The sequence below is a fragment of the Pseudomonas sp. SORT22 genome (assembly GCF_018417635.1).
In the GTDB taxonomy this organism is placed as follows: domain Bacteria; phylum Pseudomonadota; class Gammaproteobacteria; order Pseudomonadales; family Pseudomonadaceae; genus Aquipseudomonas.
Map to the genome: position 1 here is coordinate 4,100,240 of NZ_CP071007.1, position 18,447 is coordinate 4,118,686.

Annotated in this window: 20 protein-coding genes; 2 read left to right on the top strand and 18 right to left on the bottom strand. The window is 60.1% G+C overall.

Features of this window, described 5'->3' with window-relative positions:
* Positions 1 to 176 precede the first annotated feature (176 nt).
* From JYG36_RS18735 to sdhC, 4 genes are read right to left on the bottom strand one after another with little or no spacing between them, the layout of a single operon-like run.
* Positions 177 to 881 carry a succinate dehydrogenase iron-sulfur subunit gene (locus JYG36_RS18735; protein ID WP_010224678.1) on the bottom strand — a complete coding sequence of 235 codons (705 nt, stop codon included), beginning with the start codon at positions 879 to 881 and terminating at the stop codon, positions 177 to 179.
* A gap of 11 nt (positions 882 to 892) precedes the next feature.
* Positions 893 to 2,665 carry a succinate dehydrogenase flavoprotein subunit gene (sdhA, locus tag JYG36_RS18740; protein WP_045200538.1) on the bottom strand — a complete coding sequence of 591 codons (1,773 nt, stop codon included), beginning with the start codon at positions 2,663 to 2,665 and terminating at the stop codon, positions 893 to 895.
* Between the two features lie 3 nt (positions 2,666 to 2,668).
* Positions 2,669 to 3,037, bottom strand: coding sequence for a succinate dehydrogenase, hydrophobic membrane anchor protein (sdhD, locus tag JYG36_RS18745; protein WP_028945358.1), 369 nt, complete (start codon positions 3,035 to 3,037; stop codon positions 2,669 to 2,671).
* A complete protein-coding gene (sdhC, locus tag JYG36_RS18750) occupies positions 3,031 to 3,417 on the bottom strand; it encodes a succinate dehydrogenase, cytochrome b556 subunit (protein WP_174242293.1) in 387 nt (128 codons plus the stop codon). Before sdhC ends, sdhD begins: the two co-directional genes overlap by 7 nt.
* Positions 3,418 to 3,767: 350 nt before the next feature.
* Here sdhC and gltA point away from each other — a divergent pair, with 350 nt between their 5' ends.
* Positions 3,768 to 5,057 (top strand): citrate synthase, encoded by a 1,290-nt coding sequence (gltA, locus tag JYG36_RS18755; RefSeq protein WP_010224685.1) that lies wholly within the window; start codon positions 3,768 to 3,770, stop codon positions 5,055 to 5,057.
* A 142-nt stretch (positions 5,058 to 5,199) separates the two neighbouring features.
* Here the strand turns inward: gltA and JYG36_RS18760 are convergent, their stop codons facing one another.
* From JYG36_RS18760 to JYG36_RS18805, 10 genes are all read right to left on the bottom strand, one after another.
* Complete coding sequence (locus tag JYG36_RS18760; protein WP_213602003.1) at positions 5,200 to 5,805, bottom strand: START domain-containing protein; 606 nt, start codon at positions 5,803 to 5,805, stop codon at positions 5,200 to 5,202.
* 32 nt (positions 5,806 to 5,837) lie between these two features.
* Complete coding sequence (locus JYG36_RS18765; protein ID WP_045200534.1) at positions 5,838 to 6,092, bottom strand: YkgJ family cysteine cluster protein; 255 nt, start codon at positions 6,090 to 6,092, stop codon at positions 5,838 to 5,840.
* A 127-nt stretch (positions 6,093 to 6,219) separates the two neighbouring features.
* A complete protein-coding gene (locus JYG36_RS18770; protein ID WP_309475569.1) occupies positions 6,220 to 6,537 on the bottom strand; it encodes a translation initiation factor 2 in 318 nt (105 codons plus the stop codon).
* A gap of 217 nt (positions 6,538 to 6,754) precedes the next feature.
* On the bottom strand, positions 6,755 to 8,200 hold the full coding sequence (locus JYG36_RS18775) for an aminotransferase-like domain-containing protein (protein WP_123568214.1): 1,446 nt from the start codon (positions 8,198 to 8,200) through the stop codon (positions 6,755 to 6,757).
* Positions 8,201 to 8,625: 425 nt separating this feature from the next.
* A complete protein-coding gene (locus JYG36_RS18780) occupies positions 8,626 to 8,781 on the bottom strand; it encodes a hypothetical protein (RefSeq protein WP_213602005.1) in 156 nt (51 codons plus the stop codon).
* 387 nt (positions 8,782 to 9,168) lie between these two features.
* Positions 9,169 to 9,978: an OmpA family protein gene (locus JYG36_RS18785; protein WP_045200527.1), complete on the bottom strand. Its 810-nt coding sequence runs from the start codon at positions 9,976 to 9,978 to the stop codon at positions 9,169 to 9,171.
* Positions 9,975 to 10,328: a DUF4398 domain-containing protein gene (locus JYG36_RS18790; RefSeq protein ID WP_045200525.1), complete on the bottom strand. Its 354-nt coding sequence runs from the start codon at positions 10,326 to 10,328 to the stop codon at positions 9,975 to 9,977. Before JYG36_RS18790 ends, JYG36_RS18785 begins: the two co-directional genes overlap by 4 nt.
* A 9-nt stretch (positions 10,329 to 10,337) precedes the next feature.
* Positions 10,338 to 11,162 (bottom strand): substrate-binding periplasmic protein, encoded by an 825-nt coding sequence (locus JYG36_RS18795; RefSeq protein WP_093385362.1) that lies wholly within the window; start codon positions 11,160 to 11,162, stop codon positions 10,338 to 10,340.
* A 113-nt stretch (positions 11,163 to 11,275) separates the two neighbouring features.
* A complete protein-coding gene (locus JYG36_RS18800; protein WP_045200521.1) occupies positions 11,276 to 12,205 on the bottom strand; it encodes an electron transfer flavoprotein subunit alpha/FixB family protein in 930 nt (309 codons plus the stop codon).
* The gene (locus JYG36_RS18805) at positions 12,206 to 12,955 is read right to left on the bottom strand and encodes an electron transfer flavoprotein subunit beta/FixA family protein (RefSeq protein ID WP_010224703.1); all 750 of its coding nucleotides are present in this window, start codon (positions 12,953 to 12,955) and stop codon (positions 12,206 to 12,208) included.
* Between the two features lie 544 nt (positions 12,956 to 13,499).
* Between JYG36_RS18805 and JYG36_RS18810 the strand changes: the two genes are divergently transcribed.
* Positions 13,500 to 15,164: an electron transfer flavoprotein-ubiquinone oxidoreductase gene (locus JYG36_RS18810; RefSeq protein ID WP_045200520.1), complete on the top strand. Its 1,665-nt coding sequence runs from the start codon at positions 13,500 to 13,502 to the stop codon at positions 15,162 to 15,164.
* Between the two features lie 63 nt (positions 15,165 to 15,227).
* Here JYG36_RS18810 and JYG36_RS18815 read toward each other — a convergent pair whose 3' ends face one another.
* The 4 genes from JYG36_RS18815 to JYG36_RS18830 form a co-directional block, all read right to left on the bottom strand.
* Positions 15,228 to 15,629, bottom strand: a complete 402-nt coding sequence (locus tag JYG36_RS18815) for a type II TA system antitoxin MqsA family protein (RefSeq protein WP_045200518.1) — start codon at positions 15,627 to 15,629, stop codon at positions 15,228 to 15,230.
* 229 nt (positions 15,630 to 15,858) lie between these two features.
* Positions 15,859 to 17,169, bottom strand: a complete 1,311-nt coding sequence (locus JYG36_RS18820) for an MFS transporter (protein WP_093385367.1) — start codon at positions 17,167 to 17,169, stop codon at positions 15,859 to 15,861.
* Positions 17,170 to 17,265: 96 nt separating this feature from the next.
* Positions 17,266 to 17,751, bottom strand: coding sequence for a hypothetical protein (locus JYG36_RS18825; RefSeq protein WP_045200513.1), 486 nt, complete (start codon positions 17,749 to 17,751; stop codon positions 17,266 to 17,268).
* A 181-nt stretch (positions 17,752 to 17,932) separates the two neighbouring features.
* Entirely contained in the window at positions 17,933 to 18,412 is a 480-nt protein-coding gene (locus JYG36_RS18830) for a sigma-70 family RNA polymerase sigma factor (RefSeq protein ID WP_045200511.1), read from the bottom strand.
* Between the last annotated feature and the right edge of the window lie 35 nt (positions 18,413 to 18,447).

Sequence of the window (18,447 nt, forward strand, 5' to 3'; positions counted from 1 at the left end):
GACCCAACCAAGCCACCAAGGATCCTACAGATTTTCCGGGTACCAGCCCGGAAGCCCCTGCTGGTCTCATATCTTCATAGGTAAAAGCTTGGGCTTTGTGGGCCCTAGCTCGGGTTTCACCTTGGTGCGGGCAAGGGCCCGCACCTTGGCGTACTACGGGTACAACACTTTTAAAATCAGGTACCGCTTTGCAGCAGCATGTTACGTACGTGACCGATGGCCTTGGTCGGGTTCAGACCTTTAGGGCAAACGTTTACGCAGTTCATGATGCCGCGGCAACGAAACACGCTGAACGGGTCATCCAGCGAAGCCAGACGCTCCTGGGTCTTGGTGTCACGGCTGTCGGCCAGGAAACGATAGGCCTGCAGCAGTGCAGCTGGACCGAGGAACTTGTCCGGGTTCCACCAGAACGACGGGCAGGAAGTCGAGCAGCAAGCGCACAGGATGCACTCGTACAGGCCGTCCAGCTTTTCGCGTTCTTCCGGCGACTGCAGACGCTCGATGGCCGGAGCCGGCGTATCGTTCTGCAGGAATGGCTTCACCTTCTCGTACTGTTTGTAGAAGATGCTCATATCGACGACCAGGTCACGAATGACCGGCAATCCAGGCAACGGGCGAACGATCAGCTTGTTGCGCTTGACCACGGCCGACAGCGGCGTGATGCAGGCCAGGCCGTTCTTGCCGTTGATGTTCATGCCATCGGAACCGCAAACACCTTCACGGCAGGAACGACGATACGAGAAACCTTCGTCCTGTTCCTTGATCAGTGCCAAGACATCGAGAACCATCAGGTCCTTGCCGCCGGTATCGACCTGGAACACCTGCATCTTGGGTGCCGAGTCGGTATCGGGGTTGTAACGATAAACTTCGACTTGCAACATTGTGGCCACCCTTAGTAAGTCCGGACTTTAGGCTCGAACGCCGGAACGGTTTTCGGCGCGAAGTTGACGGCGCGCTTGGCGACGCGCTTCTCACCCGGGAAGTACAGGGTGTGGCACAGCCAGTTTTCGTCGTCACGGTCTTCGAAGTCTTCACGGGCGTGAGCGCCGCGGGACTCTTTACGGACTTCTGCAGCGATGGCAGTGGCTTCAGCGACTTCCAGCAGGTTCTGCAGCTCCAGCGCTTCGATACGCGCGGTGTTGAAGGCCTGGGACTTGTCGTTGATCTTGACGTTGGCGATACGCTCGCGCAGGCCAGCCAGTTGCTCGATACCCTTCTGCATGTATTCGCCGGTACGGAATACACCGAAGTAGTTCTGCATGCAGCTTTGCAGTTCGCGACGCAGGGTAGCCACGTCTTCGCCGGTGTTGCGCTCGTTGAGCTTGTTCAGACGGCTCAGGGCAACATCGATGTCGGTGTCGCTGGCGTCGAGGTATTCGATACCGTCGCTCAGTGCTTTTTCCAGGTGCAGGCCGGCGGCGCGACCGAAGACCACCAGGTCGAGCAGCGAGTTGCCGCCCAGGCGGTTGGCACCGTGAACCGATACGCACGCCACTTCACCGACCGCGAACAGGCCCGGGATGATGTGGTCGACGCCATCGGCGTCCTGGGTCATGGCCTGGCCATGGATGTTGGTGGCAACGCCGCCCATCATGTAGTGGCAGGTTGGCACAACAGGAACCGGCGCGACCACAGGGTCAACGTGGGCAAAGGTCTTGGACAGCTCGCAGATGCCTGGCAGGCGGCTGTGCAGTACTTCTTCACCCAGGTGGTCAAGCTTGAGCATCACGTGGTCGCCGTTAGGGCCACAGCCGTTGCCGGCGATGATCTCTTTAACCATGGAACGGGCCACAACGTCACGACCGGCGAGGTCTTTGGCGTTAGGCGCATAACGTTCCATGAAACGCTCGCCATGCTTGTTGATCAGGTAACCGCCTTCACCGCGGCAACCTTCGGTGACCAGTACACCAGCGCCGGCGATGCCGGTCGGGTGGAACTGCCACATCTCGATGTCCTGCACCGGAACGCCTGCACGCAGGGCCATGCCGATACCGTCACCGGTATTGATCAGGGCGTTGGTGGTGGAGGAGTAGATACGGCCTGCACCGCCGGTGGCCAGAACAGTGGCCTTGGCTTTGATGTACAGGGTTTCGCCGGTTTCGATGCAGATGGCGATCACACCGACGAACGCACCTTCCTGGTTCTTCACCAGGTCAACGGCGTAGTACTCGTTGAGGAAGGTGGTGCCTGCTTTCAGGTTGCCCTGGTACAGGGTGTGCAGCAGCGCGTGACCGGTACGGTCGGAAGCGGCGCAGGTACGGGCGGCCTGGCCACCTTTACCGAAGTCCTTGGACTGACCGCCGAACGGGCGCTGGTAGATACGGCCTTGCTCGGTACGCGAGAACGGCAGACCCATGTGGTCCAGCTCGAACACGGCAGCAGGACCTTCCTGACACATGTATTCGATAGCGTCCTGGTCACCGATATAGTCGGAACCCTTGACGGTATCGTACATGTGCCAGCGCCAGTCATCGTTCGGGTCGGCCGAAGCGATGGCGCAGGTGATGCCACCCTGGGCCGATACAGTGTGCGAACGGGTCGGGAAGACCTTGGTGATCACGGCAGTCTTGTGACCGCCCTGAGCCAGCTGCAGCGCTGCGCGCATGCCGGCACCGCCGCCACCAATGATGATGGCGTCGAATGAAATCGTAGGAATGTTAGCCATGAATCAGATACCCCAGAGAATCTGCACACCCCAGACGAAGTACGCGAACATCGCGACACCACATACCGCCTGGAACAGGAAACGTACGGCAGTCGCCGACTTGCCCAGCGCCATCGGCGTCAGGTAGTCGGTGGCAATGGTCCACATGCCGACCCAGGCGTGAGCGCCCAGGGCCACAAGGGCCAGCAGACTGAAAATACGCATCGCGTTGTTGGAGAACAGAGCGTGCCACTGGGCAAACTCGATGCCCGGGTGCGCGACCAGGTATCCGATCAGGAAAATGAAATAAGCCGCGAGAACGACCGCAGAAACGCGCTGCGCCATCCAGTCATAGAGGCCCGAACGCGAGAGGTTCGTGACGTTGGTTACCATATCCAAACTCCTGCCAGCACAATCACCACCACGGAAACGGCGATGATAATTTTCGAGCCCAGTCGGCCGCCTTCCAGCGTTTCACCGATGCCCATGTCCATGATCAAGTGGCGCACACCGGCTACCAAGTGATACAGCAAGGCGGACAGGAGGCCCCATGCCACGAACTTGGCCAGCGGACTGGTCAAGCATGCCTTCACCTCGGCGAAACCTTCCTCCGAACCCAGGGATTTGCCCAATGCATAAAGCATGAAGCCAAGGCCGAGGAAGAGGATGATGCCGGAAACACGGTGAAGAAATGACGTAACGCCGGTAATGGGGAGTTTGATGGTCCTTAGGTCTAGGTTTACAGGTCGTTGGCTTTTCACGGCTTTTTTCACACTGAAGAGCCCCTAGCAAGCAGGGCAAAGTTGTTGGTAAGTGTACTGGTCAGGTACCCACCACCCAGGGAGTGACGACCCCAGCAACACGGGCTTGCAAGCCCCTGGCGGTCGGGGGCCGATTATAGACAGTTAGGCTACTAATGACAACGCAGACACCTAGCCCAAATAGCGCATTGCCTTTAGCGAACAAAAGGCGTAAACGGGCGGTAATTTCGAGGAAAAACAGCGCCCAAAGCCCTTTACAACCGTGCTTTAGGCAAATTGACATTCGAATTTATCTCACTATAGTGGTGCGGGCCCTGCGTGGGGGGTCTGTCTGATGATTTCAAGCATTAATAGGAGGCCACATGGCTGACAAAAAAGCGCAGTTGGTCATCGAGGGCGCAGCCCCCGTCGAGCTGCCCATTTTAACCGGCACCGTTGGTCCCGATGTTATCGACGTTAGAGGGTTGGGGGCCACGGGTCACTTCACTTTCGACCCTGGTTTCATGGCGACCGCATCCTGCGAGTCGAAGATCACTTATATCGACGGCGACAAGGGTATCCTGCTGCACCGCGGCTATCCGATCGAGCAGTTGGCCGAAAAATCCGACTACCTCGAGACTTGCTACCTGCTGCTCAACGGCGAACTGCCGAATGCCGAGCAGAAGGCTCAGTTCGTCAGCACCGTGAAGAACCACACCATGGTTCACGAGCAGTTGAAGTCCTTCTTCAACGGCTTCCGCCGCGACGCCCACCCGATGGCTGTCATGTGCGGCGTGGTTGGCGCCCTGTCGGCGTTCTACCATGACTCGCTGGACATCAATAACCCGCAGCACCGCGAAATCTCCGCGGTCCGCCTGGTCGCCAAGATGCCGACCCTGGCAGCGATGGTGTACAAGTACTCCATGGGCCAGCCCATGATGTATCCGCGCAATGACCTGTCGTACGCGGAAAACTTCCTGCACATGATGTTCAACACCCCGTGCGAGATCAAACCGATCAGCCCGGTGCTGGCCAAGGCAATGGACCGGATCTTCATCCTCCACGCCGACCACGAGCAGAACGCATCGACCTCCACCGTCCGTCTGGCCGGCTCTTCGGGTGCCAACCCGTTCGCCTGTATCGCTGCCGGCATCGCTGCACTGTGGGGCCCTGCCCACGGCGGCGCCAACGAAGCGGTACTGACCATGCTCGATGAAATCGGCGATGTCTCGAACATCGACAAATTCATCGCCAAGGCCAAGGACAAGAACGATCCGTTCAAGCTGATGGGCTTCGGTCACCGCGTTTACAAAAACCGCGACCCGCGCGCCACCGTGATGAAACAGACCTGCGACGAAGTCCTGCGCGAGCTGGGCATCAAGAACGACCCGCAGCTGGAACTGGCCATGCGCCTGGAAGAGATCGCCCTCACCGATCCTTACTTCATCGAGCGCTCGCTGTACCCGAACGTCGACTTCTACTCGGGGATCATCCTCAAGGCGATCGGCATTCCAACCAGCATGTTCACCGTGATCTTCGCCCTGGCGCGGACCGTCGGCTGGATCTCGCACTGGAAAGAAATGCTCTCCAGCCCGTACAAGATCGGCCGCCCTCGCCAGCTGTACACCGGCTACGAGTCGCGCGACATCGTCAAACTGGAAGACCGCAAGTAAGCCTTTGGGCCGAACACGAAAAAAGGCTGCCCTCGGGCAGCCTTTTTTATTGCGCTCATCGCGGGCTGCAGTGCTGTGGGAGCGGGCTTGCCCCGCGATTGCCCAACAGTTGCCTCAAGCCCGCCAACTGATGCAACTGTACTTACGGCTTCTCGGCCAGCTCTTTCAACGCCTTCAAGGTATTGAACGGCGCATCGACCACAAACTTGTTCGCCACCATCGACGGCACGCTGCCGCCCGGCTCGGTGTGCACCTGGTAAGTCACTTCGGTGCCGCCGTCTTTTGGCTGCAGCTTCCAGAACCCATCAACCTTGGCCACCCGCACGAAGCCCTTCTCTTCCGGCAGGTACGTGGGCACGCCTTGAAGCTTGCGGATCAGGCTGCCATCAGCCGCTACGGTAGTGGTGACATGCATGACCGAATCACGCGCAGTGACCGGCCACGGGGTATTAAATTGAGTGTAGGTCCAGCTCTGGTCACCTTCGGTTTTCAGCAGCTTTTGCGTCTTGCACTCATGAATCCAGGCGCAGGCCCCGGCAACGTCTTCCTGCAGGGCCCTGACCTTGGCCAGTGGCGCCTTGATAAAGGTAACGCCGCGATAGGCCTTGTAGTCGGAACCGGCAACCTCACTGAGATCGATCTTGATTCCGTCTTCTTTCTTGGCCTGCTTCCAGTCCTCGGCATGCGCCAGGGGCACCAGCGCCGCTCCCAGACCCAACACCAGTGCCATGTGCTTAAACGATCCCATGCTTTTGTTCCTTATTGTCGAAGATCCGCGTTTCAAGCTGCCGTCATTTGCTCCAGCCACCCCAGGATCCTGATCGCCTCGTCGCGGTCGTTGCCGCAGATCTCGGCCTCTGCCTTGAAACCACCACACACCGGCGGGCGCTCGGGCTTGCCGAACAAGCCGCAGAGGTTGGCAACCGACAAGTGCAGGCAGCGCTCACCGGCGGGCTTGCCCTTGGGCATCCCCGGTATCGGCGAGCTGATGGAGGGCGCAATGCAGCAGGCGCCACAACCTTCACGGCAGTTCATGACAACAGAATCCTCGGAGTAACAAATGATGAATGAATCCGGATAGTAACCGCTTAAACAGGCGTTTGAAATTGCTCGCAGGATGAAATATCAACCCCAAAGGGGTGACTGGACAGTCAGTTTCGCCCTACTGCTTGAACTCGAACTCAATCGCCGCGCCTTCGACATCCTTGCGACTGTCGTTACGCAGTTGCAGCTGCATTTCGTTGCTGATCAGCCGGCCATTGAGCTGAAACGGGCTGTCGGAAGGCGGTTTCTCACCAAACAGGTAGGGCAGCAATGGCTTGGGCAAAGGTGCCTGCTCCTGGGTATCGGGCTTGAGCTCCTTGACCATGCCCGAGGGCAGGCTCAGGTCGAGCTTGGTCTTGGACAATGGCGCGGGCGCCGCCTTGGCATTTTTGCGTACGCTGCGCTGGGTGGCTTTGGTGCTTGCCTTTTTACGCACCGGCGGCGCTTTTGCCTGCTTTGGCTTGGCTGCAGGCTTGGCGCTTTTGCTAGTGGAGGTTTTGCCGGCCGGTGCGGTTTCGGCCACTGCTGCCCAGGTGCAAGCCAAGCCACCGAGCAAACACAGGGACAGCCCGATACAACGCAACGCTTTCATAGGCACCGACGATTATCCCTAAAAATGCTTATGCTCCCCGTTCCTGACACGACTGGCAAGTCTAGAAAAAAGCGCCCGAGGCCGATTCCTGGCACAACTGGCTGGCGAGCATGCCCAGGGTCATCACCGCCCGCTCCGCCTCACGATTCCACGGGATGCCGCAGTTCAGACGAATGCAGTGGTTGAATTGCTCGGTGTTACTGAAGATCAACCCTGGGGCGATACTGATGCCCTGCTGCAGCGCACGCACGTGCAATTCCTGGGTATTGACCCGGCCCGGCAGGCTCACCCAGAGAATGAAACCGCCGGTGGGCCGGGTCATCTGCGTACCTTCCGGGAAATGCTGTTGCACCGCCAGCTGGTAGGCGCTGAGATTTTTCCGATATTCCTGGCGGATGTAGCGCAAATGACGGTCGTAACCACCGTTCTCCAGATAGGAAGCCACCCCCATCTGCGTCACGCTGCAGGCCGAGTGGGTGGTAAAGGTCTGCAAGCGCTGGATTTCCGCCTGGTACTTGCCGGCAACCATCCAGCCGATACGCACACCGGGCGACAAGGTCTTGGAAAAGCTTGAGCAATAGATCACCCGCCCGAGCCGGTCGAAGGCCTTGAGCGCCTTGGTCTTGCCCTGCTCGAACATCAACTCGCCATAGATATCGTCTTCGATGATCTGGATGTCGAAATCCGACGCCAGGCGCAACAGCTGCTTCTGGCGATCTTCCGGAATGGTGCCGCCCAGCGGATTGCTCAGGCGCGCGGTCAGCACCAGGGCCTTGATCGACCACTGGTTGGCCGCCAACTGCAACGCTTCGAGGCTGATGCCGGTGGATGGATCGCTGGGGATCTCGATGACTTTCAGGCCAAGCAGGTCGGCCAGTTGCAGCAAACCGTAGTAGGTCGGTGATTCGGCGGCGATCAGGTCGCCCGGCCGGGTCAGCACCCGCAACGACATCTGCAGGGCATCGACGCAGCCATGGGTGACCACCACTTCGCTGGGGTCGACCACCACGCCGGCATCGCGCATGCGAATGGCGATCTGCCGGCGCAACGGCTCGAAACCCGGGCTGAACATGTAGCTGAACGCCCGCGGGCTATGAAAGCGGGTGACCTTGGCCAATTGCTGGTGCAACGCGCGCACCGGCAAATAGTCGACATGCGGCACCGCCGCGCCAAAGGGAAACACCCCGTCGCGCCGGGCTTCGGTCAATACCTGCTGAATGATACTGCTGCGCGTGACCAGCCCCGGGCGCTCGACCCGGGCGATATCCGGCGTCTGTGCGGTTAACGCAGGCGTCTGGTGCACGTAATAGCCGGACTGCGGCCGCGCGCGAATCAAGCCCTGGTCTTCGAGATTGGCATAGGCCTGCAGCACCGTGGCATGGCTGACATTGAGCTGCGAGCTCATCTTGCGCACCGACGGCACCCGCTCACCTGGCTGGTACACACCGCGGCGAATATCTTCGGCCAGTTGCTGGGCGATGCGCTGGTAGAGCAACAGGTTGGTCATGATCAGTTCTCGACACGCAGGCAATGTAGTTGTTTTTGTACGGCTGTTTTCGGCCAAGAATACCGGAACAGTTGCGAAGTGTACTGGGACAGATTGCAGAATAGTCGACAATACAGTTGTGTGACAGAGGCGGGGATGCGCCATTTGTCACAACCAGGGTGGGGATGTTGAGGCTGCGAGCTTATCCATTCGGTGTGGCGCCGCTGCTGGCCCCTTCCGCCCTTACGGCGGGTCCCCGTTGTTCTTGGCAAAAGGAACCAAAACCGCTCGCTCCAGCATACGGCCCTACGCTGCGCTCCGGGTTCCTTCGCTACGGTGCCTTCCAGGGGCATCGCGGCCTACGACTTGCTTCGCCAAGTCTACGTCTCGCGACTTCGGCCTGGGCCGAAGGGTGCTACGCACCAACCCCCTCCAGACACCTACGCTCAGCCTCCTGAAGTCGCGAAGTTACGGGCGGCGCCTGCACTGGCGTATCTGCGAAAGCAGATGTTGGCGCAGCCAGGCTGACCCAGGAGCGGGACAAGCCCGCTGGCAAAACGAGTACCAACTTGCTTGATCTTGATCTTGATCTTGATGTTCATGCACGCATTTCCAGGCGCCGCGAAACGCGACTTCAGGAGGCTGAGCGTAGGTGCCTGTAGGGGCGGTGCGCAGCACCTTCGGCGTCAGCCGAAGACGCGAGATGTAGACTTGGCGAAGCAAGTCGTAGGCCGCGATGCCCCGGAAGGTGCCGTAGCGAGGGGACCCGAAGCGCAGCGTAGGGCCGTATGCAGGAGCAAGCGGTTTTGCCTACTTTTCCCAAGAGAAAAGTAGGCCGCCGTAAAGGCGGAAGGGGCCGGCAGCCGCACCGCACCGCACCGCACCGCACCGCATGGATAAGCCCGCAGCTTCAAAAACCCAACCCAAGCCCCTGAAGAGCCATAAAAAAACCCGGAGAGGAACACTCACCGGGTTTCTTCATCCATTACTCAGCGCGCCGCGCCAAGCTTGCCCTTGTCGTCGGAAAAGACGATCTCGACCCGACGGTTCTGCGCCCTGCCCCGCTCCGAGGCATTGGCCTCGACCGGATACTGGTCGCCATAGCCCTCGACCTCGATGCGCTTTTCATCGACACCCAGGTCGATCAGCATATCGGCTACCGCCTGAGCCCGATCCCGGGACAATTTGAGGTTATCCTCAGGCGCGCCCGTGCTGTCGGTATAACCCTCGATACGGATAATGCGCTTGGGGTTGAGCTGGAGGAACTGCACCAGCTTGAGCACCGTGCGGCTGGCCGAGTTTTTAAGCTCCGCATGCCCGGTGTCGAACAGCACGTCGCCCAGGGTCATCACCAAGCCACGGTCGCTCTGCTCGGTGGCCAGGCTGACGATCTGCGCTTCCAGCCATTTGCCCTGCTGCTGCACGCTGGCAAGCTTGGCCTCACGCAACGCCAGCTGCAGGCGCTGACGCTCAAGCTCAAGCTTGGCCAGGCGTTCCTGGTTGAGCACCAGATTGCTGTGCTCGCGGGCAATATCGCTGTAGCGCTGGCTCAGGTAGGCGTAATGGCGCACATCGGCGCCGGTCCCCAGATAACTGGACAGGCGCTCGGCACGGGCCAGCGATTCACCGGCACGAATCACGTCACGCGGCGCGCTGCGCAAAACGTTGGAATCGTCCTTGACCGTCTGGAACTTGGCCGTGGCCTCGTCCAGCGCCGTCTCGCTGCGCTGGCTGGCGCAGCCCTGCAGGCCGACCACACCGACCAATAACAGTGCTGCCAATGGTTTGATCGAACTCACCGCTGCTCCCCCAACTGTTTACGCAGGCGATTGACCCGCGATTGCAGCAAGTCCAGCTGCTCCTTGCTCTTGACCGTCAGCACCCGCGCCTCGGCCAGGCGCGCGTCCAGCTCGGCCTGCTCGGCGCGCATGCGCGCGTCACGGTAGGATTCGCTGGTCATGTTGACTCGGGCCCGAGCCAGTTTTTCTTCGGCCTGCTTCAGCTCTGCCACTTCGTCGGTGGCACCCACCGCCTTGGCCTGCTCCAGTGCCTGCTCGGACAGGCGCAACTGTTCATTCGGGGCCGGGTCATTGGCACATCCGGCCAGGGCCAGCAGTGCCAGAGCGGCGAATAATGGATGAGTTCTCACGCAATCTTCCTACTGTTTAGGGGCATCCAGCGGCGCCTGCATCTGCGCTTTCCAGCGTTCGACATTACGTTGCAGCACCGCCTGGGACACGCCGGAGGCCGGCAATTCTGTCAGCTTTTTTGCCAGTTGTCCGCGCAACCAGGCGTCATTGCATGCCGAATTATGCGACAGCGCCAGGTACAGGCCCGGGCGATCCAGAGGCAAGCCGCGGGCAATCAGCTCGTTGTTCATGCCCAGGGCCTGAGCCATGGCCATCCCGGCGTAGCGCCCGGCCAGCACATAGTCGACCTGACCGAGCAGCAACTTCTGGAAGGCCTGGGTCAGATTCTGCGAAGGTGCCAGCTGCAACTGGCTCTTGGCGTAGGCAGTAAATTCCGGGGTCATGCGCGCTTTTTCCGAGACGCTGCCGCGATGCTCGTGCAAATCGGCCAGGGTGTTATAGACCAGCGGCGAATCGTGGCGAGTCCACACCACGTATTCGTTGCTCAGCAGCGAGGGATGGACGAAGTCGACCGTAGTCAGCTCGGCCACCGCGAAGGGTGAATCGATCAGCAAATCGACACGACCGCTGCGCACCTCTTCCAGTGCCTGGCTGCGGCTGCCGCTGTCGAGGACTTCAACCTTCAGGCCCAGCTCGCTGGCTACCTGCCTGAACAGGTCGACGTTGGCGCCCATCAGGTGCTTGGGGTCTTGCGGATCGCGCCACGAGTACGGCGGCGCATCGGGGCTGCCGGTGGCCACCAGCCGCTCGCACTTGCCCACCGCCCACGCTTGCAACGGCATCAGCACCGCAGCGAACACCAGCGCCGTATTTATCTGGCCACGCCATCCCATGCAACCACTCCCTACTTTCTAGCCAGAATGAAAAAGCCCGATCTGCCGGGCTGTGCAAGGCAGGCCTGCACAGCCCGAACGGACCGGGCTCTTTTATAAGTGAAGCGACTGGATTAAACCAGCTTCTCCAGCTCAGGGATGGCTTCGAACAGGTCAGCCACCAGGCCGTAGTCGGCCACCTGGAAGATCGGCGCTTCTTCGTCCTTGTTGATCGCAACGATCACTTTGGAGTCTTTCATGCCGGCCAGATGCTGGATCGCGCCGGAAATACCGACGGCGATGTACAGCTGTGGTGCAACGATCTTGCCGGTCTGACCGACCTGCATGTCGTTGGGTACGAAACCTGCGTCGACCGCAGCGCGCGAAGCACCGACGGCAGCGCCGAGCTTGTCGGCCAGGGCGTACAGGTGCTTGAAGTTGTCACCGTTCTGCATGCCACGACCGCCGGAAACGACAATCTTGGCAGCGGTCAGCTCAGGGCGGTCGGACTTGGCCAGCTCTTCGCCAACGAAGGCCGATTTGCCTGCGTCGTGGGCAGCAGCGACAGCTTCAACGGCAGCCGAACCACCTTCAGCGGCAACGGCGTCAAAGCCGGTGGCACGGACGGTGATGACTTTGACGGCAGCGTTCGATTGCACGGTGGCAATGGCGTTACCGGCGTAGATCGGACGCTTGAAGGTGTCAGCCGATTCAACCGAGATGATCTCGGAAATCTGGTCGACGTCCAGCAGCGCGGCAACGCGCGGCAGGATGTTCTTGCCGTTGGAGGTGGCAGGAGCCAGCACGTGGCTGTAGCCCTTGCCCAGCTCGGCTACCAGCGGCGCGACGTTTTCTGGCAGCTGGTGAGCGTAGGCGGCGTTGTCGGCAACCAGGACCTTGGCAACGCCAGCGATCTTGGCCGCGGCTTCAGCGACGCCACCGACGTTCTGGCCTGCGACCAGCACATGGATGTCGCCACCGATCTTGGCGGCAGCAGCAACAGTGTTCAGGGTGGCCGGGGCAACGGCACCGTTTTCGTGTTCAGCGATAACCAGGATAGTCATTTAGATTACCTTCGCCTCGTTCTTCAGTTTCTCGACCAGTTCAGCAACCGACTTGACCTTGATACCGGCGCTGCGGGCAGCCGGCGCTTCGACTTTCAGGGTCTTGTTGGTAGAGGCGGTGGAAACGCCCAGCGCGTCTGGAGTAACGGTCTCCAGCGGCTTCTTCTTGGCCTTCATGATGTTCGGCAGCGACGCGTAGCGCGGCTCGTTCAGGCGCAGGTCGGTGGTGACGATGGCTGGCAGGTTCAGCGCAACGGTCTGCAGGCCGCCGTCGATTTCGCGGGTAACGTTGACCTTGTCGCCAGCAACCTCGACCTTGGAGGCGAAGGTGCCCTGGGCGTAACCGCTCAGTGCAGCCAGCATCTGGCCGGTCTGGTTGTTGTCGCTGTCGATGGCTTGCTTGCCAAGGATCACCAACTGCGGTTGTTCTTTGTCGACCACTGCCTTGAGCAGCTTGGCCACAGCCAGCGAAGTCAGCTCTTCAGCCGATTCGACCAGGATGGCGCGGTCGGCACCCAGTGCCAGGGCAGTACGCAGTTGCTCCTGGGCAGTGGCCGGGCCGACGGTAACGACGACGATCTCGCTCGCAACGCCCTTCTCTTTCAGGCGCACGGCTTCTTCTACGGCAATTTCGCAGAAGGGGTTCATGGACATCTTGACGTTAGCAAGGTCGACGCCGGAGTTGTCCGCCTTGACGCGAACCTTGACGTTATAGTCGACCACTCGTTTGACAGCTACAAGAACCTTCATGGATTCCTCGTTACTCTCCGGTGAAAAGAATGTCGCCTGGGGCAAACCCGGCGATTGCGCGTGGGTACAAGGGCACCTCTAAAAACGATCACAGGTGGACGAATTTAACCCTGACCCAGCGGTCTCGTTTCGGCCTGTCAGTTGCAAAACCCGTGGGTCATTATTTGTCGTGGCGTGTAAACTCCACTACAAAGCGGGTTGTGGCGTAACTGCCCTGCTTTTCGCCTGGTTTTTAGGGGTGCTCCTGCATCCTGCGGTCAGCCTACGGCGAGCGCAAAACCGCTCGTATCTTGACCGTAACGCCCAATCCGGTCAATACGGCAAACCGGTCAGCTTCAAGCCGCGCTTCTTTGATTTTACTGGCCTGCGGCAAATTCAAACAAACGTTTGTATTGGACCCCGCGAGTGGTGTAGATATAATGCGCGGCCAAGAGAAAGCGGTGTAGTCCGTCATCGCTCGAGCTACAGCCCGAGCGTCTGAAAAATGACCGCCTGACACCCGCCAACAAAGAAAAACCGATGAGCCTTGAGTAGGAGAGAACCTGTGGAACGCGAATACATGGAATTCGACGTGGTCATTGTCGGCGCTGGCCCGGCTGGCCTGTCCGCCGCCTGCCGACTGAAGCAGAAGGCCGCCGAAGCCGGTAACGAAATCAGCGTCTGCGTGGTCGAGAAAGGCTCGGAAGTCGGCGCCCACATCCTCTCCGGTGCGGTGTTCGAACCTCGCGCCCTGAACGAACTGTTCCCGGACTGGAAAGAGCTAGGCGCCCCGCTCAACACCGAAGTCAAACGCGACGACATCTATGTGCTCAAGGATGCCGGCAGCTCGATCAAGGTCCCTGACCTGTTCGTGCCCAAGACCATGCACAACGAAGGCAACTACATCATCTCTCTGGGTAACCTGTGCCGCTGGCTGGCCCAGCAGGCGGAGAACCTGGGCGTCGAGATCTACCCGGGCTTCGCCGCCCAGGAAGCCCTGTTCGACGAAAACGGCGTGGTCCGCGGGATTATCACCGGCGACCTCGGCGTCGACCGTGAAGGCAACCCGAAAGAAGGCCTGTATACCCCAGGCATGGAGCTGCGCGGCAAGTACACGCTGTTCGCCGAAGGCTGCCGTGGCCACATCGGCAAACAGCTGATCAAGCGTTTCAACCTCGACAGCGAGTCCGACGTCCAGCATTACGGCATCGGCTTGAAAGAAATCTGGGAAATCGATCCGGCCAAGCACGAACAAGGCCTGGTTGTGCACACCGCAGGCTGGCCGCTGGATGTCATGGCCAAGGAAAACACCGGTGGATCGTTCCTCTATCACCTGGAAAACAACCAGGTAGTCGTAGGTTTGATCGTCGACCTGTCCTACTCCAACGCCTACCTGTCGCCGTTTGACGAATTCCAGCGCCTGAAACACCACCCGGTGATCAGCCAGTACCTCGAAGGCGGCAAGCGCATCAGCTACGGCGCCCGCGCCCTGGCCAAAGGTGGTTTGAACTCGCTGCCGAAAATGGTCTTCGCCGGCGGCGCCCTGATCGGTTGCGATCTGGGCACCATGAACGTGGCCAAAATCAAGGGCAGCCACACCGCCATGAAATCCGGCATGCTCGCCGCCGATGCGGTGGCCGAAGCCCTGCTGGCAGGTGGTGAAGGCGGCGATCAACTCAACAGCTACGTTACAGCGTTCAAAGCCAGCTGGCTGTATGACGAGCTGTTCTCCAGCCGTAACTTCGGCCCGGCCATGCACAAGTTCGGCCCGATGCTCGGCGCGGCGTTCAACTACCTCGACCAGAACTGGTTCGGTGGCAAACTGCCGTTCACCCTGCACGACACCAAGCCGGACTACGCCTGCCTGAAGCTGGCGGCCGACTCGAAAAAAATCGACTATCCAAAACCGGATGGCAAGCTGAGCTTCGACAAGCTGAGCTCGGTATTCCTCTCCAGCACCAACCATGAAGAAGAGCAGCCGTGCCACCTGAAACTGGCTGACGCGAGCATCCCGATCGGCACCAACCTGCCGCTGTACGACGAACCGGCCCAGCGCTACTGCCCGGCTGGCGTGTACGAAGTAGTCAGCCAGGAAGACGGCAGCAAGCGCTTCCAGATCAACGCCCAGAACTGCGTGCACTGCAAGACCTGTGACATCAAGGACCCTTCGCAGAACATTACCTGGGTCACCCCGGAAGGCGCCGGCGGCCCGACTTACCCGAACATGTAAGTCTGCCGGCAACTAAAAAAGCCCTCTCGCCGTTGTGGCCAGGGGGCTTTTTTATCGCCTGTGTCAGGCTGTTCTGACTTCTTCGAACAACTCAGGGTGGCGATCAAGTAGCTTGAGCAATTTGACCAGGGCCAAGGGAGGCTTGGTCTTGCCGTTTTCGTAACGGGAGAATGCATTGACCCCGCCGCCGAATATTTCCGCTGCTTCACGCTGATCAAGTGCCAGCTTCTTGCGTACGGCAGCAATAAATTGCGGGTCGACAGCCGCAGCATTGACCTGCCGATTGAAAGCGAGCATCGCCGCACTGACACGCCGCGACTCTGTATCACTGAGCACCCTCTCAGCGCAGGCAGGGCAGTAATCCCCGGCAACATCAGTCACCCGGGTTGTCTCACCTTTGTAGGTGTACGGCAGATCGCGCCTGGCACTGACCAGCTCAGCCGCGCCACAGGCTGGACATTTCATTTTCACAACTCCTTGAAGGACACGATGAGCACATCATCGATGACCGTCAGTTTCAGGTAGACCCGCCAGCGCCCTGACCGTCGAAAGCCTGCAATGAGGCGTGCCTTTCTCCATGAGCAAACTAACCTAATAGGTTCAATTTGGCAAATAGGTTAATCCATTTGCCCCGCTCTAGAGTCTGCCCGATCAGCGCCCAGGCAGCAGGGAACCATTGTCACAGCAGATGAACTCAGCAGCGCACCGCCTCATCTTCGAAGGGCACCGCTTCACGTGCGCCAAAGTACAGTGCCGTAAGCAAGCCAACCACACCCATGACCAGGCAAAAGCCCACGCACACCCATGGGCTCCACGGCATCAGGGCGATCAGCAGCAATGGCGTGGTGCTCGCCCACAGGGCGTAGGCAATGTTGTAGGTAAAGGAAATGCCCGAGACGCGAATCTGCGCCGGGAACAAGCCGACCATCACCGATGGCACCACCCCCACCACGCCACAAGACAGGCCAGCAATGGCATAGGCCAGCCCGGTCCAGCCCCAGCCAGCCACCAGGCTGGCGTAAAGGCCGGCGATGCCCAAGGGCAGCAGCAGGCTGTAGATCATCAAGGCCCGCCAGGCGCCGATACGGTCCACCAGCAAGCCGGCCAGCACACAACCGATATTGAGAAAAACAATGCCCATGCTGCTCAAGGCGAAGGTGTGCCCGGCACTCATGCCGAAGCGCTGCTGCATCACCGTCGGGGTGATCACCACCAGCACCACCACCGCCGAGGTCAGCACGCAGGTGAGCAGCGCTGCCGGTATCAGCGCCCGGCGATGCTCACGCAACACGGTGCGCAAGGGGAAAGCCGGCGGCTGCTCACGGCGCTCGCGCAAGGCCAGGAACACTGGTGTCTCGCTCAACCAGCGGCGCAGCCAGACGCCGATCACGCCGAATACGCCGCCGAGCAGGAACGGGTAGCGCCAGGCGTAATCGAGGATTTCCTGGGGGCTGAACAGCTGTGCCAGCGCCGTGGCGGTCAGGGCGCCGAGCAGGTAACCGAAGGTCAGCCCTGCCTGCAAAAAACCCAGGGCGTAGCCGCGGCGCCCGGGCGGGGCGTGCTCGGCGACGAAGGTCCAGGCGCTCGGCACCTCGCCCCCTACCGCGGCACCCTGAAGGATGCGCAAGGCCAGCAGGATCAGCGGCGCTGCGTAGCCAATATCGGCATAGGTGGGCATCACCCCGATCAGCAGGCACGGCAAGGCCATCATCAGGATGCTCAGGCTGAACACCCGTTTGCGCCCCAGGTGGTCGGCGAAATGGGCCATCAGGATGCCGCCCAGCGGCCGCGCCAGATAACCGGTTACAAAAATCCCGAAGCTCTGCAGCAAACGCAGCCATTCGGGCATCTGCGGTGGGAAGAACAACTGGCTAAGGGTCAGGGCGAAGAACACGAATATGATGAAGTCGTAGATCTCCAGCGCCCCGCCCAGGGCCGCCAGGCTCAGGGTCTTGTGGTCGCTGCGCGATAGCTGCAGCGGGCGCGCAGGGTCAGTGGCCGTCATAGGGGTATCCGCAAGTGATCGAGTGCCGGTACGACAGGCGCACCAAGGCAAACGCAAGAGGATAGCAAAAGCTACCCGGCCACACCCAGCGCGGCTTCAGGACTGGCGGCAAAACGCGGTTTGGGCCAGGTCCATTCGCCGTGGGTTGTACGCCGGCCTGGCGGTGCGCTCGGGGATGCCCGGCAAATGGCCGATCACCTGCGGCGAGTCAATGATATGCATGAAGGACTGGATGGTCTCGTTGTCCGGAACCTTGGACAGGCTGACATTCACCGCGCGGCGCTGGTTGTCGGGAATCGAGGGGATCTTCAAGTGTTGCGATTCGTACAGCAAGGCGTGCTGGATCAGCGGATTGACCCGGCAGAACCGTTCCAGATCAACGCCGGCATGGCTGGCCAGGTCGATGTTGCCCAGCAGCAGGTTGAACGGTTGCAGTGCGCTCTGCACCAGGCGTTGCAGATCCTCGAAGCTCTCGACCGGGGCTATGCGGTAATAGCCCATGCCATTGAGCATCCGTTCCAGTTGCAGCAACTGCATCGGGTGTTCGTCGGCAATCAGGATCCGCAGCGATTTGTTCGGCATCGTCATGACCAAGGCAGAGAGCGTTAGAGACGTTCCTTGACCATACTGCGCCAGATCATCAATTGCAGGCTATTGGCGGGCACTTCGCCAGAGAGAGGGTCTTTACTGATAGTTGTCGGGAAATCGCCATAAATCAAGCAAGGCCATGACGGAATTTTCACATTTTTTCGACGTTGGCCGGTTACTGCGATTCCCACTGACGCATGCGCAGCCGGCAGTGTTTCATGGCGTTAACAATATGTTTCTCCACCACACTGCGCGAGATGCCCAGGCGCTCGGCGATCTGCGGGTGAGAAAGGCCGTCGAGCTTGCGCAGCAGAAAACTCTCGCGACAAGGCTGACTGAGTTCGGCCAGGGCGCGCTGCATCAGGTCCAGGCGCTGATTGAGGTCCATGCTTTGGGATGGCGCGGGGGTAAAGAAACGCTCATCGCTGTCGAGCACTTCAAGCGGCTCGGACTGGCGCAGCAAACCACGTCGATGCCCATCGATCACAAGATTCAGAGCGGTGCGATAGAGAAACGCCCGGGGATGCTCGATATCGTCTTCACCGCTGCGCTCGAGCACGCGGATATAGGCATCGTGGGCAACGTCTTCAGCCGCCTGCCGGTTACCCAGGCGGGCACAGAGAAAACTCACCAGTTCGCGATAGTAGTTTTCCAACACAACACCTGGCCGCGACATCTGCGGGGGTTCCC

Excerpts from the sequence above, each read along its gene's own strand:
- JYG36_RS18735 (WP_010224678.1), bottom strand. The coding sequence starts at position 881 with ATGTTGCAAGTCGAAGTTTATCGTTACAACCCCGATACCGACTCGGCA.
- sdhA (WP_045200538.1), bottom strand. The coding sequence starts at position 2,665 with ATGGCTAACATTCCTACGATTTCATTCGACGCCATCATCATTGGTGGC.
- sdhD (WP_028945358.1), bottom strand. The coding sequence starts at position 3,037 with ATGGTAACCAACGTCACGAACCTCTCGCGTTCGGGCCTCTATGACTGG.
- gltA (WP_010224685.1), top strand. The coding sequence starts at position 3,768 with ATGGCTGACAAAAAAGCGCAGTTGGTCATCGAGGGCGCAGCCCCCGTC.
- JYG36_RS18760 (WP_213602003.1), bottom strand. The coding sequence starts at position 5,805 with ATGGGATCGTTTAAGCACATGGCACTGGTGTTGGGTCTGGGAGCGGCG.
- JYG36_RS18765 (WP_045200534.1), bottom strand. The coding sequence starts at position 6,092 with ATGAACTGCCGTGAAGGTTGTGGCGCCTGCTGCATTGCGCCCTCCATC.
- JYG36_RS18775 (WP_123568214.1), bottom strand. The coding sequence starts at position 8,200 with ATGACCAACCTGTTGCTCTACCAGCGCATCGCCCAGCAACTGGCCGAA.
- JYG36_RS18780 (WP_213602005.1), bottom strand. The coding sequence starts at position 8,781 with ATGAACATCAAGATCAAGATCAAGATCAAGCAAGTTGGTACTCGTTTT.
- JYG36_RS18795 (WP_093385362.1), bottom strand. The coding sequence starts at position 11,162 with ATGGGATGGCGTGGCCAGATAAATACGGCGCTGGTGTTCGCTGCGGTG.
- JYG36_RS18800 (WP_045200521.1), bottom strand. The coding sequence starts at position 12,205 with ATGACTATCCTGGTTATCGCTGAACACGAAAACGGTGCCGTTGCCCCG.
- JYG36_RS18805 (WP_010224703.1), bottom strand. The coding sequence starts at position 12,955 with ATGAAGGTTCTTGTAGCTGTCAAACGAGTGGTCGACTATAACGTCAAG.
- JYG36_RS18815 (WP_045200518.1), bottom strand. The coding sequence starts at position 15,629 with ATGAAATGTCCAGCCTGTGGCGCGGCTGAGCTGGTCAGTGCCAGGCGC.
- JYG36_RS18820 (WP_093385367.1), bottom strand. The coding sequence starts at position 17,169 with ATGACGGCCACTGACCCTGCGCGCCCGCTGCAGCTATCGCGCAGCGAC.
- JYG36_RS18825 (WP_045200513.1), bottom strand. The coding sequence starts at position 17,751 with ATGCCGAACAAATCGCTGCGGATCCTGATTGCCGACGAACACCCGATG.